Here is a 13176-nt window from a genome sequence, read left to right on the forward strand (position 1 = left end):
TGTTCCCCCTGGTCGTCTTTCGGCCCGCGCGGGCCGGTCGGTTGCTCGTTGACGACTCTGCCAGGATGCCGCCGGAAGATCATTGCGCCCGCCCCCCGGACGGGAGTGCGGCCAACCCCCTTGACACGGACGGTCGGTGTGGGTCTGTGTGGGTCAGTGGGTGAAAGCCTGTCCGGAGCCGAGGCCGTCGCGCGGCTGCCTGCCTTGCGTGGGCGACCCCGCTCGACCCGAGCGAGCGGATGGTCCTCCGTCGAGGCCACGGGACGCGCCGCAGAGCCGTGGGCTCACGCCTGGCAGGGTTCCGCGTATGAATGATCACCTGATGGATTCGGTGCCTGGTGTGGACGTGGCGAGACGGCGGACGCCGTCGCGTCCCGTGAACGTGGAGGGGTTGGTTCCGGGGCTCGCCGCGTGGGCGCGGGACACGGTGCGTCTGCACCCGAGGCAGGGTGCGCCGTCGTCTGCGGCGAGCTCCGTGGGCGGGCCGTTGCTGTGGCCGGCGAACGAGGACTGGCCGGTGTGTACGCGAATGCACCAAGACTTCAGCAGCGGCCTGCCGAGCAGCTCACGCGTGCCGATGGTGCCGGTCGTGCAGGTCTTCCGCGCGGACCTGCCGGCCGGCGTGGTGCCGTTCCCCGAGGGCGCGGATGTCTTGCAGGTGCTCTGGTGCCCGTTCACCCACGAGTTTCCCGCGTCACCGTGGCCCCTGGTGATCTGGCGCGACTCCGCGGCCGTCCAGGCCGTGCTTCCGGCGCCACCAACGGATCCCGCTGCGACCCGTTGGCAGGTTCCGGCGCCGTGCGTGGTGCACCCGGAGCGGGTGACGGAATACCCGACCTGGGATCTGCCGGAAGACCTGGCCGACGAGTGGCGGGACGACTTCCGCCGACTGGAGGCGGCCATCCCGCCTCATGCGTCGCTTCCGCTGCTGTCCTACTCCGACTTCGCCGAAGCGCCGGGCACCAAGCTCGGCGGATATCCGTCCTGGTTCACGGGGGAGGGGTGGGTGGACTGCGAGGGATGCGGCGGCCGCATGGACCACCTGCTCACCGTGGCGAGTTGGGAATGCGACGGAGCCTCGTGGCACATCTGGCTGCCGCTGGAGGACCGGGACGAGGACGGCGGTCGGGCCGTCCCCGTAGACCCCACGGGCCTTGATCTCGGCAGCGTGGGCTCGGTGTACCTCTTCGAGTGCCGTGCCTGCCCGGACCGTCCCTTCGCTCACTGGTGGGACTGCGACTGATCCGCGGAGTTCGGAGTCACACCTCCCCGTGATGAGCCCCGAATTGCGCGATTCGGCGTTGTGGGGAGGCCGCGAAGGCCGCAGGCGCCCGCCTGAGGGCCCTGGAGGGGTGTGCGGGTCGATCCATACCGGCGGTCTTGCGTTCGGCGGCTGACGGCCCCGTTCTGCGCGTCGCTTTTCGCCGGATAAGTGTGAATTATGCAGTTCGGGGCATGGGTTGGAGGGCTCGACGCACTTCGGCGCGAGGTGAGGAGGTCCGTTATGCGGCTTCTGCGGCGTCCCTTGCCTCGTCTATCGAAAATCGATAGATTCATATCGTAAATCGATGGAAGGGTGAGTCATGGGCAATCTGGCAGTGCACGCGTTGCGCGCCGTGCTCGCGGTGGTGCTCGTCGGCACCGTGTTCGTGCAGGCGGGGATGGCGTGGATGGTGATCTCGGGCAACGACCCGGAGGACGGGTCGCTCCCGCTGACCCCGATGCGCGTGATCACGATCCTGGGCATGGTGGCGGTACAGGTCGCCCTGGTCTGCGTGTGGCGGCTGGTGACGATGGTGCGGCGCGGGACCGTCTTCTCCCGTACCGCGTTCCGGTACGTGGACCGCGTGATCGGGGCGATCGTCGCGATCGCCCTCCTGTGGTTCGTGGTCACCGCCCTCAACGCGCCCGGCCAACGGGAAGACCCGGGCGTCACCGTCATCATGGCCGGGATCGGTCTGGCCATCCTCGGAGTCGCGCTCATCGTGCACGTCCTGCGGACGCTCCTCGCCCAGGCCGTCGACCGCGACGGCGAAGCCACCCGGATGCGGGCCGAGTTGGACGAGGTCATCTGATGCCGATCGTCGTCGACATCGACGTGATGCTCGCCCGGCGGAAGATGTCCGTGGGCGAGCTCGCCGACCGGGTGGGCATCACCCCCGCCAACCTGGCGGTACTCAAGAACGGTCGTGCCAAGGCCGTACGCTTCACCACCCTCGCCGCCCTCTGCGAGGTGCTCGACTGCCAGCCCGGCGAACTCCTGCGCTGGGAAGCCGAGGAAGCCGAGGAGCTGGAGGAGGAGAGGGTCGGCGGGGGCGCGTGACGCGCCCGAGGGCTTACACGTGAGGGTTCGGGCTTCCACATTCGGCCACCGGCGCGTTCCACGGAGCGTTAAGGTCGGCAGCGCACAGTGGTGGCCCGACGGTCATGGGGCAGGAGGCCGGCCGGGCCAAGGGGAGAGGGAGGCCGCCTTGAGTGGTGCGCAGCGCAAACTGACCGAACACCCCGTGTTGATCCTCCTGGGCGTGATCGCCACGATCATCGGCGCCCTGGCTGCCGGAAAGGACCTGTTCTCCTCGGACGATCCGCCGCCCAGAGCCGGGGGATCGGCACCCGCCTCCGTGCCCGCCCCGGCACCCCCGGCCGGCGCCGACGACTCCCCGCCGACGCCGACGTCGAGGCCGTCACCCACCCGGACCCGGTCGGTCGAGGTCTTCCCCGAACCGGAGGAGGAGACCGTCGAGCCGGAGACCCGCCCGACGCGATCCGTGCCCTCGACGCCCGGACGGGCCACCGTACCCACCCCCGCGGCACAACCGCCCGCCCACTCGGGCCCCCTGCTCGTACGCATCGACATGGGGACCAGCGGGAAGGTGGGCCCGACCACTTGGCGGGCCCGGTCCACCCCCGGCGCCAACACCGTCGTGAACGACTCCGGAGGCCGACTGGACCGGGGCTGCTACGTCCAGTGGACCGTCAAACGCGCCGGTGAGGTCGTACAGCTGGCCCGCAGCGAGCGGTGCAGGCCGCCCGGCATCACTCTCTTCAGCTTCGGCGACACCCTCGACCAGGTCGGCGCGTACACCCTGACGGCCGACATCACCACCGACTGGGGACAGAAGGGGAGCACGACCGTCGCCTTCGACGTGGTTCCGCGATAGCCTCCGGAGCCATCGCGCCCCCTCGCGTCAGGCGGGCGGCTCGGCCGTGAGCGCCGTACCTGTTCGGGTGCGCAGGTGTACGGCCGTACGTTCGTACGGCCCGTGCGGCGGGTCGTCACCAGCCCCGCACCGCGCAGTGCGCCCAGGTGCTGGGAGACCGCGCTCGCGGTGACCCCCAGACGAGCGGCGAGGTCGGGGGTGGCGAGCGGTTCGCCGAGTTCGGCGAGGAGCGCGGCCCGGGTGCGACCGAGGACGGCAGCCAGGCCGGCGGACGTCGGGCCGGGCTGTTCCCACAGCAACCCGACGCCGGCCGCCGGGTAGCGGATGGAGGCGGCGGCGCGGGGGGAGTGGTCGACGATGACGTCCGGCCGGCCGAACACGCACGGCATCAGAACCAGCCCGTGACCGCCCGCCCCGACCGTCCACGTCCCGCCCGCGCGGCGCCGTCCCCGTACGACCAACTCCCCCTCCCGCCACACCACATCGCCGTGCGGCTGCGCGAAGAGCCCCTCCACCCCGCCGTCGACCAGGGCCACCGCCCGCCGGCTCACGTCCGCCTCCAGCACCGTCCGCATGCGCCCCCAGTGCGGGGCCACCAGCCGGTCGTGGCAGCGCGCCAGTGCGTCGGCCACGCGCTCCAACAGCGCGGCCGGGGGCGGCAGTTCAGCCGCCCGGGCGGAACCGACCGCGGCGACGCACTCGGCCTGCACGTACGCCGCGTCCATGGCCCGTACGCGAGCCGGCTCGGCCTCGAACGCGGGCAGCCGTTCCTCGGGCACCGGGAACAGGAACGACGGCAGGCAGCCCCCGAGCGGGGTCCGCAGCAACGGCAGTTCCGGCTCCCCGGCCAGTACCGGCCGCGCCTCGCGCACCCACGCCCGGTGCACTTCGTGCCCGTGCCCGGCGAGCGCGGCCCGTACCCCGAGCACGGCCCGTACCCCGAGCACGGTCTCGGCCAGCGGCGACACCGCCGGCCGCACCCGGGGCACCGGGGCCTCCGCGATACCCGACGATCCGGCCGGCTACCGCGTCGACCGTCCGACCGCCGACGTCGAGGCACTGCGAGAGCACCTCGACCTGGACCGCTTCGACCTGCTCGGCCACTCCGCCGGAGGCAGCCTCGCCATGCTCTACGCCGCGGCCCACCCCGAGCGGCTGCGCAGCCTGACCCTGGTCACCCCCTCGTTCGCCGCCGTCGGACAGCCCTCCGACACCGGCGCGGAGGAAGTGATCGCCGCCCGCGCGGCCGAGCCCTGGTACGCCGACGCCGTGACGGCGTACCGGCACATGAAGAGCGCGCGCTCCTTCGCCGAGGCGGCCCCGTACCGGCTCGCCTTCGAACCGCTGATGTACGGACGCTGGGACGAAACGGCCCGCGCCCACGCGGCGTCCGACCCGGCCCAGCGCGCACTGGCGGTCAGCGAGCACTACTACAAGGGCTACACGCCCGACACCGAGGGCCTCCGGCGCCGCCTGGGCGCCCTGGAATGCCCGGTCCTGCTCCTCGCGGGCGAGGTGGACCTGTGGCCCACCGCCGCGTCCGCCGCCGACGCTGCGGCGCTCTTCCCGCGGGTGAGCCTCGCCGTCCAGGCGGGTGCCGGTCATTACCCGTGGCTGGACGACGCCCGGGGGATCACCGAGACCGTGGAACGCTTCCTCGGGCGTGGCGGGCGTGGCGGTCGTTGCGTCGAAACGCCCTGAGCACGGGACGGGTGCCCTCAGGACTCCTCGGTCGCGGGCTCGGCCGTCGCCTTGGCGCGGGCCGGGGACGCCGCCCGCTTCCTGCGGTACAGCACCACCGCGCACACCGCGAGGAGGAGCGCGGCCACAGCGGCGACCCCGAGGGCCGTGTGCTCGGCGAAGAGCCGTCCCAGCACCTTGAGCACGCCGATGCCCGCGGTCGCGTAGATCAGGGCCCAGGCGGCTCCGCCCACCACCAGGGCGGGGATGTAGCGCCGCAACGGCATGCGCATGCTGCCCGCGAGGAAGTTGGCGGCGGTCTGGAAGCCGATCGTCAGGAAGGAGACGGCCACCACCGGGGCGCCCCACCGCTGGATCGCCCGCTCGGCGCGCTGGAACTTGGCCGAGGAGATCCGTTCGGCGAACCGGCTGCGCCGGGCCCCGGCGCCGGCGAGCCACCCGACGGCGAACGTGCCACCGGCCCGGAGCAGGACTATGAAGTACAGCGCGCCGGCCGTGAACGCGATCTTATCCACGACGCCTCATTCCCGACCGGGGGCCTGAACCCACGATGCCCGTCGCCCCTACGGGCGTCCCACCCCGGCGGGCGCAAGCCCGGTCACCGACCCTCACCTGCGCCCTCCTCTGCCTCTGCCTCTGCCGTTTCGATCCGTACGTGTCACGTGCCACCTGCGACAGGGGAACGCGAACCTGGACGCCAGGCCAGGTAAGCCTAACCGAACGGGCATACGGGGTGGCAGGCACCCGGTCAGCCCGTACGGTCCGACGCACCGGCACCGCCCCCGGCACCGCCCCCGGCCGTCAGCCGGGTGAGCCGGTCGCCCGGTTCCCGGGCCCGGTGGGCGGCGGTGAAGTACTCCGTGCCGATGATCCGGGCGCGGACCTCGGGAGGGAGGCGGGAGAGCAGGGCGGGGAGGCGCCCGAGGAGGCGTGCCGGGCGAGGAGCCCTCCGGCGAGGAGCGCCTCGTCGTCGGGGTGCGCGAACACGCCGAGCAGGGTGGGAAGAGGGACGGCCGGCCCGATCGGGGTGGCCTCTTCCGGGGTCACCAGCCCAGCTCGGAGTAGGCGCGGCCCGTGCGGATTCCGTCGAGGGCGGTCCGGGTGTACGGGACGAGGGGCTCGGGGAGGCGGGTCGGGTCGAACCACCGCCACTCCAGGCACTTGTCCGGCTCGCGGACCTCGGGGGTTCCCGACCACGCGCGGGCCCGGAAGACGAGTTGGAGTCGTGGGTGCCGTTCGCCGTCGGCGTGGGTGTCGGCGCCCCGTACGTGCACGGTGTGGACGAGTTCGACGTCCTCGGGGGCGATCGTCAGGCCCGCCTCCTCCTCGGCTTCCCGGACCAGGCAGGCCAGCGCCCCTTCCGTCTCGCAGTGGCCGGCGAGGAAGTGCCAGGTCCGGCCGGCGAAGGGGAGGCTCGGGTGGCGTAGGCCGAGGAGGACGTGCCCGTCCTCGCGCTGGAGGTAGAGGTGGACGCCGAGCACGTTCGGGCGGGCCCGGCCCTCTCCGGCGCGGGCCGGCGGGGCTTCGGGCCGAGGGGCGGGTGAGGGGGTGAGGGCGGGGGCCGTCCGCTGGTGCAGGGCGATGACCTGGGCCGTCCAGGGGCACATGGTCAGCCAGGCGGTGGTGGCCGCGGGGAACCACTTGAACATGATGCCCTCGGGGCAGGGAAGGCCGCTCGCGTCCCCGTCCCAGGTGCCGACGTACACCTGGATCAGGCTGCCCCCGCCGGTGGGTCCCTTGGCGTCGACGACGGCGAGCGGCTCCAGCGGGACCGTCAGGCCGGTCTCCTCGCGGAGTTCGCGTTCCACCGCTTGGCGGCAGGACTCCTCGTCCTCACGGTTGCCGCCCGGGATCGACCACGTACCCGGGTCGCAGATGTGGGGCTTGTTGGCGTCCCGCAAGTGCAGGAGGTACTCGCCGCGCGCGTTGACCAACAGCGCGGCGGTGCCGCGCGGTTCGGGGGTGGGGAGGGTCACGTGGGCTCCTCGGATCGTTCGCGGGCGCGTCACCTGGAGGATCGTTCGGGTGGGCCGGCCGTGGCAAGGGCGCGTGGAGGTGCGCGGATCGGCGCGGATTGGCGCGGATCAGCGTGGATCAGCGCGGCGGGAAGGGGGCCAGGGCGAGGTCCCACCGGTCGGCGGCTTCCAGCAGCGCGGCCGTGCCCATCCGCACCTCCACGGCGTACTGGTGGATGTCCACGCCGTCGTCGTCCCGTCGCCACGGGGGCGCGGCCTCCAAGGACAGGTGCACGCGGATCACGGCCTCCGTCTCGCTTCGCCCGGCGAGGCTGAAGGCCAGCACCGGCTCGATGAAGGAGGTGTCCGGAGAGAGTTCGCCGTCGTCGTCCGGCTCCGTCACGGGCACCGCCCCGGCGGCCACCGCGCGCAGCCAGGGCGCCAGCCGGCGGGCCTCGTCGGTCAGCAGACACGGGTCGGTGAAGGACCAGCTGCCCTCGGGGGTCGTCAGCCGTCCGCCGATCACCAGCCAGTTGTCGTCGTACGCGTCGCCCCGCGTCGCGGAGAACTGGTACCGGAGGGGGAGCAGCTCGACACTGCCGGCCCGATCACTCAAGAGCATCACCGCAGAATGTCATACGCGGGCCCATCGGCCGGGTCGGGGACGACGGTACGCCCACCCCTTGCTCCGTACGCCGGTCAGCGGGCGGTCAGCCACCGCTGGCGTTCGGGCCGGCTCCCGCACGGGGACTGGACGACCGCCGCGGTCTGCGGGGTGTCCGACCCCGCGACCGTCAGGTACAGACCGCTGTTCCGGTTCACGATCCGCGCCGGCGCACCGACGGGAATCCCTACGCGGCGGTCCATGAAACAGTTCTACGATCAGGTTCATGACGACTCTCGACTGCTACGCATGCAGCAAGGAAGCAGAGTTCGACGACCTTCCGCCAAGGGAGTGCGTGGTCCACGACCAGCATTGGCGGGTAGCCCACGCCATCAACACCGCAACGCCCGGCTGGCTGGTGCTACTGCCTCGGCGCCATGTTGCCGCAGTTCATGAGCTCACCGATGCCGAGGCAGCCGCCCTGGGGATGTGGCAGGTCAAGCTCTCGCGGGCTCTCCAGAGCGTGACTGGTTGCGCCAAGACCTACGTCGTCCAGTTCGCCGAAGCCGAAGGCTTCGCACACGTGCACTTCCACATCGTTCCGCGCATGGCGGATCTGCAACCAGAGCATCGTGGGCCGGGCGTTTTCGAGCTGCTCAGGCGGCCCGTGCAGGAGCACGTAACAGCTGACCGGGCAGACCAGGTGGCCCGGTCTGTCCGAGCGCAACTTCAGGAGCACCCCAGCGCTCGGTAAGCAGATCACGGAATGTGAGCCAGAACCCGAGTTCGGACGGTGCGGCGGTGTCGGCCCCGTCGTGCGCGCGGTCCGCCTGGTCGGCGACGACGAGGACGGCGACCAGGGCCGCGAGCGCCGCCCACTGCGCCGGGGCCCTTCAACGGCCTCGGAAGGCGCCCTGGTCTGTCCATCCCCTCTCCCCTCGGCCCGGGGCGCCCCGCTCCGTCCCGACGGATCATCCGATCGGATTCCGGCGCGCTGTTCCACCGCTTCGGCATCACGGACCGCGTCGGTGTGCGAGTGCGAGTGCGTGCGCGGGTGCGCACGCGCGGTTGAGTAGGCGTACTCAGGCGCGCCGTCTCCGCCGTTTCGATACTGGCTGTCGTAGCGGACGAAACGGGGGAGAGTCGTGGGACCGAGAAGAGCAAGACTGCACGTGTGGGTGCCGGCCGGATACCTGGCCCTGGTGGTCGGGCTGCTGGTCTGGGTGGACGTTCTCGTCCGGACCGGTGACGCCGGCTTCGCCGGCGTCTGGCCGCTGCTGGCCACCGCGCCGCTCAGCGTCCTCGCCCTGGGGCTGATCGTGCCCGATCCCGCCTCGCTCGGGGCCGCGGAAGCCGCGCCGCCCGTCCACACGGGCCCCGTGCCGCCGGAGCCCCTGCCCGCCCCTGTCGCGCTGCCGGAAGCGATGCCGGAAGCGATGCCTGAGGCCATGCCCGAGGCCATGCCGGACCTGGCGGGCGGCGGCGCCGAACTGTCCGACGCCTGGCTCGGTTTCGGCTTCTACGGTGTCGTCCTGGCCTGCGCCCTGGCCAACGCCACCGCGCTCTGGGCGCTGGGACGCGGCCTGAGCGGGCTCCTCGCGCGCCGACGGCGGGAGCCCGGCCCGGCGGCGACCCCGGGTGCGGGGGCGGCGTAGGGTCCCGCCCGTCAGGGCAGGGGGCAGGTGAGCGGGAGGGCGCGTTCGTGCAGCCGGCCGGTGAGGTGGGTGTCGGTGAGGGTGGCCTCGTCGATCCACTGCGCCGCGATGAGCTCGTCGACGAGGCCCCGCAGCCCCTCGGGACCCAGCGGGCCGCACCAGGCGACGAGCGCCTCCAGCTCGACGCCCTCCCCGCCCTCGGTGTCGTCGCCGCCCGCGCCGAGTCGGCCGTCGGGGCCCACTCGCGTGGCCAGGGTCAGGGCGAGCAGCCGGGTGGCCGCGCCGGCCTTGGCCTTGCGGAGCTTCTTGTCCGTGACGATCCGCTGCGCCCACCCGGAGAGCCGGGGCCGCAGCTTCTTGCCGAACACGAGGGGCCCGGGGCCGTCCTCGGGGGGCACCAGGGACGGGACCGTGATGGGCGTGGGGTTCTCCGGCCGGGAGGCGAGCAGGTCGTCGGCCGTTCCGGGGACGACCAGCCAGCCGCAGCCGGTCAGCCTCTCGATCAGACCCCGCGCGTCGGTCAGCCCCAGGGCGGCGACGTCCTGCCCGACCAGGTTGCCGACGCCGGTGAGGGCGGTACGGAGGGTCACCATCACCGCCAGGAGCCGTGCCTCGGGATCGGGCAGCGGGCCGTGCCCGGCCACGTGCGCGAGGACGGCGCGCGCCTGCTCCCACTGGGCCGGCGCGGTCAGCAACCGGGCCACCGCCGGCCCGCTGCCGTCCGCGCTCTCGCCGGTGCGCTGCTGGTGCTGGAGGCGGGCGGTGGTGGCGGCCTGCTCGGCGCGCTCGGCCTCGCTCCGCAGAGTGGGGTCACCCGTGACCTCGGCCCAGGCGCTGAAGGCGCGGGCCTTGCGCTCCTGGAGGTCGGCGAGGATCGCGAGGTCGGGCTCCGGGCGCTGCTGGTACGTGCGGAAACGGTCGCCGAGGGCGCCGAGTTCGTCGCGCAGGGCGGTGGGTCGCAGATCGTACGGGATGTCCCGCTGCGCGATCCGCCCGTACGGGTGCCGGCGCCGCACCGGCCGCGTGCGCGGCCCCGGCACCTGCTGCTGGCCGGTCGCGGCCGGCGGGGGAGCGGCGGAGGAGAACTGCGGGGCGCCGACGGGGGAGACGACCGGGGGGCGGTCGACGGCACCCGGTGGGGCGGCCGACGGGGAGGCGGCCGACGGGGCGCCTGCCGACGCGGTGCCCGCGGGCGGGGCGTCGGCCGGCGGTGCGGAGCTGACCGTCCGCGCGCCGGGGGTGGCCGCCACGCAGCGGGAGCAGCACTCCATGGCCCGCCACCAGCGGCCTTCCCGGTCGGTGACCACGGCCAGGACGACCGCCCCGCCGCACCGCCACGGCCGGCCGCGCTCCTGCCGATCCTCGGGACGGAGGTGGGTGTGGCAACTGTCGGCCCGGCAGGCGCAGTACGCCTCCGCCCGGGGCCGGGGAACGCTCCGCAGGTGCGCCTTGAGGTGCTCGACCGCGGCCGCCCGCCCGGCCGCCGCCGACGGCAGGCGCTGCTCGGCACAGGACGGACGGCTGCACGAGACGCGTACCGCCGTACTGCCACGGCCGACGGGGTCCAGCCGCACCGTCCACCTGCGCCCCAGCACCCGCTCGTCCGGCTCGTTCGCCGTGGCCTCCGTCATCCCGCTTCTCCTTCCACCCGCGCGGTGTGCCCGACCGCCCTCACCTCATCCGTCACCACCCGCAGGACGGGACGCGATGGCGGGGCCCACCGTACGCGTCGGACACCCCGATGAGCGGCGGAATCGGCCCTGTTCATCCGTGGGGTGGTCGAACTGCCGGACGGCCTTGCGCGAACCACGGCCCGAGCCCCTCCGGAAGATGCCGTGCACGCCGACCCCGACGGGAACTACCCTCGCGTTCAGCGCGGTGTGGGCGGGTGCGGGCGACCTCACCCGGAGGGGCGAGTCACACCGGGGACAAGCAACAGGGGAACAGGGGGCAGGGTCCTGGTGGGGACGATCCTCAAGGCCATGAGCCGTGTGCGGTGGCATGAACTGACGCATGCCTACGGGTCCGCGCAGGATGTTCCGGGCCGCCTGTCGCGGGTGGCGTGGGGGGAGGCCAGGACGAGTGTCGACGCGTTGAGCGATCTCGCGCTGTGGCTCGGTGAGCTCGCCGTCTTCGACGCGACGGTCGCGGCGGTTCCCTTCCTGTGGGACCTCGCGGCGACGAACGATGTCGCCGCCCGGCCCGGTGTGATCGAGCTGCTGGAGGCGATCCTCGACCACGGCAACCCTCCGAGGCCGGACGTGCAGCACGCGGCCCACCGGGCCGTACTCGGCGGCAGGCACGTGGTGGACGCCCTGACCGACGACGAGGATCCCGCGGTGCGGGCAGCTGCGCGCGGCCTGGCGGCGGCGATCGACCGCCATGCCTGCGAGACCTGTCGCCCCTGACGGGGCGTCGAAAGGTCACGGCATTCGGAAGCCGCCTCGACGGCCGACGAGGCGGGATCGGGGCGTTCAGACGGCCCGGTAGACCTTTTCGGGGTCCTCGTGGGCGGCCGCCGCGAACTCCTCGAAGTCCATGTTGCCGATCGACAGGTTCGCGTGGATGTCGTGCACGCCGGCCGGTGTCGTGCGGAACTCGCGGCCGAACTCGCGGATCCCCTCGTACTCCTCGAAGTTCTCGTACTCCTCCGCCGGGATGGTGGTCACCGCCAGGAGGGCGTGGTGGGGCGAGGCCATGGTCGCCGCGTCGGCGACGAAGACGACGCTCAGCTCCTCGTTCGCGGAGGCGGCCCGCAGGACGTCGTCCACGTCGGCTCCCGCCCAGACGGGGTCGTCGACCACGTGGAGGAGGGCTTCGTAAGCCCGGTCGCCCCAGGGGCGCATGAGCTCCGCGACGACGGCCCGCCAGGACGGTTCGTCGCCGTGGTCGGTCCTGACGACGAGGACGTGGAACTCGTCGAGTTCGGCGGCGGTGGGCAGGCGTCTCATGCGGCGACTGTCCCACACCCGCGGAGCGCGTCGCGGAGCAGGGTGGCGGTGCGCTGCCGGGCGGGGAAAACCGCTGGTCACGGCGCGGAGGGGAGTCGTAGCATCCGCTCATGAGCGCAGACGACATGACGACGGGCGACGAGCACGGCGACGAGCACGGCGACGAGGAGGGAGCCGGACGCGTGGTTTCCTGGCGGGCCGGGTCCGTCGGCCTCGCGGCGCTCGACACGGACGACGCCGAACTCCTGCTCGGCTGGCGGTCCGATCCGCTGATCGCCCACCACATGGGTGTCTGGCCGCGCCCGCTCAGCGCCGTGCGCGAACGCGTCGAGCGGTACGTCGACGACGACGAGCGCGACGACTTCCTCGTCCTCCTCCCCGACGGGACCCCCGTCGGCCACGTGGCGCTGACCGGCCAGAACATGGTCGACGGCACGGCCGAGGTCGAGCTGATGCTCGCCCCGGGGGAGCGCGGGCGGGGTCTGGGCACCGCCGTGCTCGACGCGGTGGTGGACCTGGCCTTCGGTGAACTCCCGATGTACCGGCTCACGGCCGAGACCCACGCGGACAACGCCCCCGCCCTGGCCGTCCTGACCAAGTCCGGCTTCACCCGCGAAGGCACCAGCCGCGCCGCCTGCCTCCACCGCGGCCGCCGCCACGACATCGCCGTGTTCTCGCTGCTCCGCCCCGAATGGGACGGGCTGAAGCGCCCCCGCGCCTGGGACGCCTGAGCCGACGGGGCGGAGGGCGGAGGGCGGAGGGCGGATCCGGCAGGCGGTCGGTGCCGGTGGTCAGCAGTCGACGGGCGTGAGCGGCGAACGCGGTGCGCGGCGAGGTCGAGGTGCTCGGCGAGCGGGACGGCGGCGAGGAAGGCGAGGTCGCGTACGTCCGTGTTCGTTCCAGTCCAGGGCTGCCTCGCTCGGCGGCCGTGACCAGCAGGGGTGAAGAGTTGGGTTGTGCGACCAACACCCGAGTTGGTCAACCTGACGTTGCGTCTCCGGGGGCCGAGCCCCAGCGCGCCAACGCCTCCCCGTACGAACCCTGTCGAGCGCAGAGAAGACGTCACTCCAGCGCAAGGTCATGTCAGCGATGTGCGTTGTCAGGTGTGGGCACGCACCAATGCGTTGGCGGCTGCAGCCGTCGGCGTGT

15 protein-coding genes are annotated in these 13176 nt (G+C 73.0%); 8 read left to right on the top strand and 7 right to left on the bottom strand.

Going from position 1 to position 13176, the window contains the following annotated elements:
- Nucleotides 1-529 precede the first annotated feature (529 nt).
- The 3 genes from ACZ6ZI_RS34900 to ACZ6ZI_RS34910 all read left to right on the top strand — a co-directional run bounded on the left by ACZ6ZI_RS34900 (nt 530) and on the right by ACZ6ZI_RS34910 (nt 2323).
- Nucleotides 530-1243, top strand: a complete 714-nt coding sequence (locus tag ACZ6ZI_RS34900; RefSeq protein ID WP_469527904.1) for a DUF1963 domain-containing protein — start codon at nt 530-532, stop codon at nt 1241-1243.
- A gap of 340 nt (nt 1244-1583) precedes the next feature.
- The gene (locus tag ACZ6ZI_RS34905) at nt 1584-2075 is read left to right on the top strand and encodes a DUF2975 domain-containing protein (RefSeq protein WP_469527906.1); all 492 of its coding nucleotides are present in this window, start codon (nt 1584-1586) and stop codon (nt 2073-2075) included.
- A complete protein-coding gene (locus tag ACZ6ZI_RS34910; protein WP_469527908.1) occupies nt 2075-2323 on the top strand; it encodes a helix-turn-helix domain-containing protein in 249 nt (82 codons plus the stop codon). Before ACZ6ZI_RS34905 ends, ACZ6ZI_RS34910 begins: the two co-directional genes overlap by 1 nt.
- Before the next feature lie 636 nt (nt 2324-2959).
- Here ACZ6ZI_RS34910 and ACZ6ZI_RS34915 read toward each other — a convergent pair.
- Nucleotides 2960-4150, bottom strand: a complete 1191-nt coding sequence (locus ACZ6ZI_RS34915; protein ID WP_469527910.1) for an ArsR/SmtB family transcription factor — start codon at nt 4148-4150, stop codon at nt 2960-2962.
- Nucleotides 4151-4163: 13 nt separating this feature from the next.
- On the opposite strand from ACZ6ZI_RS34915, the gene ACZ6ZI_RS34920 reads away from it, so the two are divergent.
- Complete coding sequence (locus tag ACZ6ZI_RS34920; protein WP_469528072.1) at nt 4164-4862, top strand: alpha/beta fold hydrolase; 699 nt, start codon at nt 4164-4166, stop codon at nt 4860-4862.
- 17 nt (nt 4863-4879) lie between these two features.
- On the opposite strand, the gene ACZ6ZI_RS34925 is transcribed toward ACZ6ZI_RS34920, so the two are convergent.
- From ACZ6ZI_RS34925 to ACZ6ZI_RS34940, 4 genes are all read right to left on the bottom strand, one after another.
- Entirely contained in the window at nt 4880-5377 is a 498-nt protein-coding gene (locus ACZ6ZI_RS34925; protein WP_469527912.1) for a DedA family protein, read from the bottom strand.
- A gap of 528 nt (nt 5378-5905) precedes the next feature.
- Nucleotides 5906-6838: an NUDIX hydrolase gene (locus ACZ6ZI_RS34930; protein WP_469527914.1), complete on the bottom strand. Its 933-nt coding sequence runs from the start codon at nt 6836-6838 to the stop codon at nt 5906-5908.
- Nucleotides 6839-6956: 118 nt separating this feature from the next.
- A complete protein-coding gene (locus ACZ6ZI_RS34935; protein ID WP_469527916.1) occupies nt 6957-7439 on the bottom strand; it encodes a WapI family immunity protein in 483 nt (160 codons plus the stop codon).
- A 77-nt stretch (nt 7440-7516) separates the two neighbouring features.
- Complete coding sequence (locus ACZ6ZI_RS34940; protein WP_469527918.1) at nt 7517-7684, bottom strand: RICIN domain-containing protein; 168 nt, start codon at nt 7682-7684, stop codon at nt 7517-7519.
- Between the two features lie 23 nt (nt 7685-7707).
- Here ACZ6ZI_RS34940 and ACZ6ZI_RS34945 point away from each other — a divergent pair, with 23 nt between their 5' ends.
- Both ACZ6ZI_RS34945 and ACZ6ZI_RS34950 read left to right on the top strand, forming a co-directional pair.
- The gene (locus tag ACZ6ZI_RS34945; RefSeq protein WP_469527919.1) at nt 7708-8175 is read left to right on the top strand and encodes an HIT family protein; all 468 of its coding nucleotides are present in this window, start codon (nt 7708-7710) and stop codon (nt 8173-8175) included.
- Between the two features lie 391 nt (nt 8176-8566).
- On the top strand, nt 8567-9076 hold the full coding sequence (locus ACZ6ZI_RS34950) for an SCO4225 family membrane protein (protein WP_469527921.1): 510 nt from the start codon (nt 8567-8569) through the stop codon (nt 9074-9076).
- A gap of 11 nt (nt 9077-9087) precedes the next feature.
- On the opposite strand, the gene ACZ6ZI_RS34955 is transcribed toward ACZ6ZI_RS34950, so the two are convergent.
- Complete coding sequence (locus ACZ6ZI_RS34955; protein ID WP_469527923.1) at nt 9088-10707, bottom strand: hypothetical protein; 1620 nt, start codon at nt 10705-10707, stop codon at nt 9088-9090.
- A gap of 462 nt (nt 10708-11169) precedes the next feature.
- On the opposite strand from ACZ6ZI_RS34955, the gene ACZ6ZI_RS34960 reads away from it, so the two are divergent.
- The gene (locus ACZ6ZI_RS34960) at nt 11170-11484 is read left to right on the top strand and encodes a hypothetical protein (RefSeq protein WP_469527925.1); all 315 of its coding nucleotides are present in this window, start codon (nt 11170-11172) and stop codon (nt 11482-11484) included.
- Nucleotides 11485-11550: 66 nt separating this feature from the next.
- Here ACZ6ZI_RS34960 and ACZ6ZI_RS34965 read toward each other — a convergent pair whose 3' ends face one another.
- Nucleotides 11551-12027: a DUF6924 domain-containing protein gene (locus ACZ6ZI_RS34965; RefSeq protein ID WP_469527928.1), complete on the bottom strand. Its 477-nt coding sequence runs from the start codon at nt 12025-12027 to the stop codon at nt 11551-11553.
- Nucleotides 12028-12137: 110 nt separating this feature from the next.
- Between ACZ6ZI_RS34965 and ACZ6ZI_RS34970 the strand changes: the two genes are divergently transcribed.
- Complete coding sequence (locus ACZ6ZI_RS34970; protein ID WP_469527929.1) at nt 12138-12758, top strand: GNAT family N-acetyltransferase; 621 nt, start codon at nt 12138-12140, stop codon at nt 12756-12758.
- The last annotated feature ends 418 nt before the right edge of the window (nt 12759-13176 follow it).

Source organism: Streptomyces sp. NPDC103540 (genome assembly GCF_055584445.1).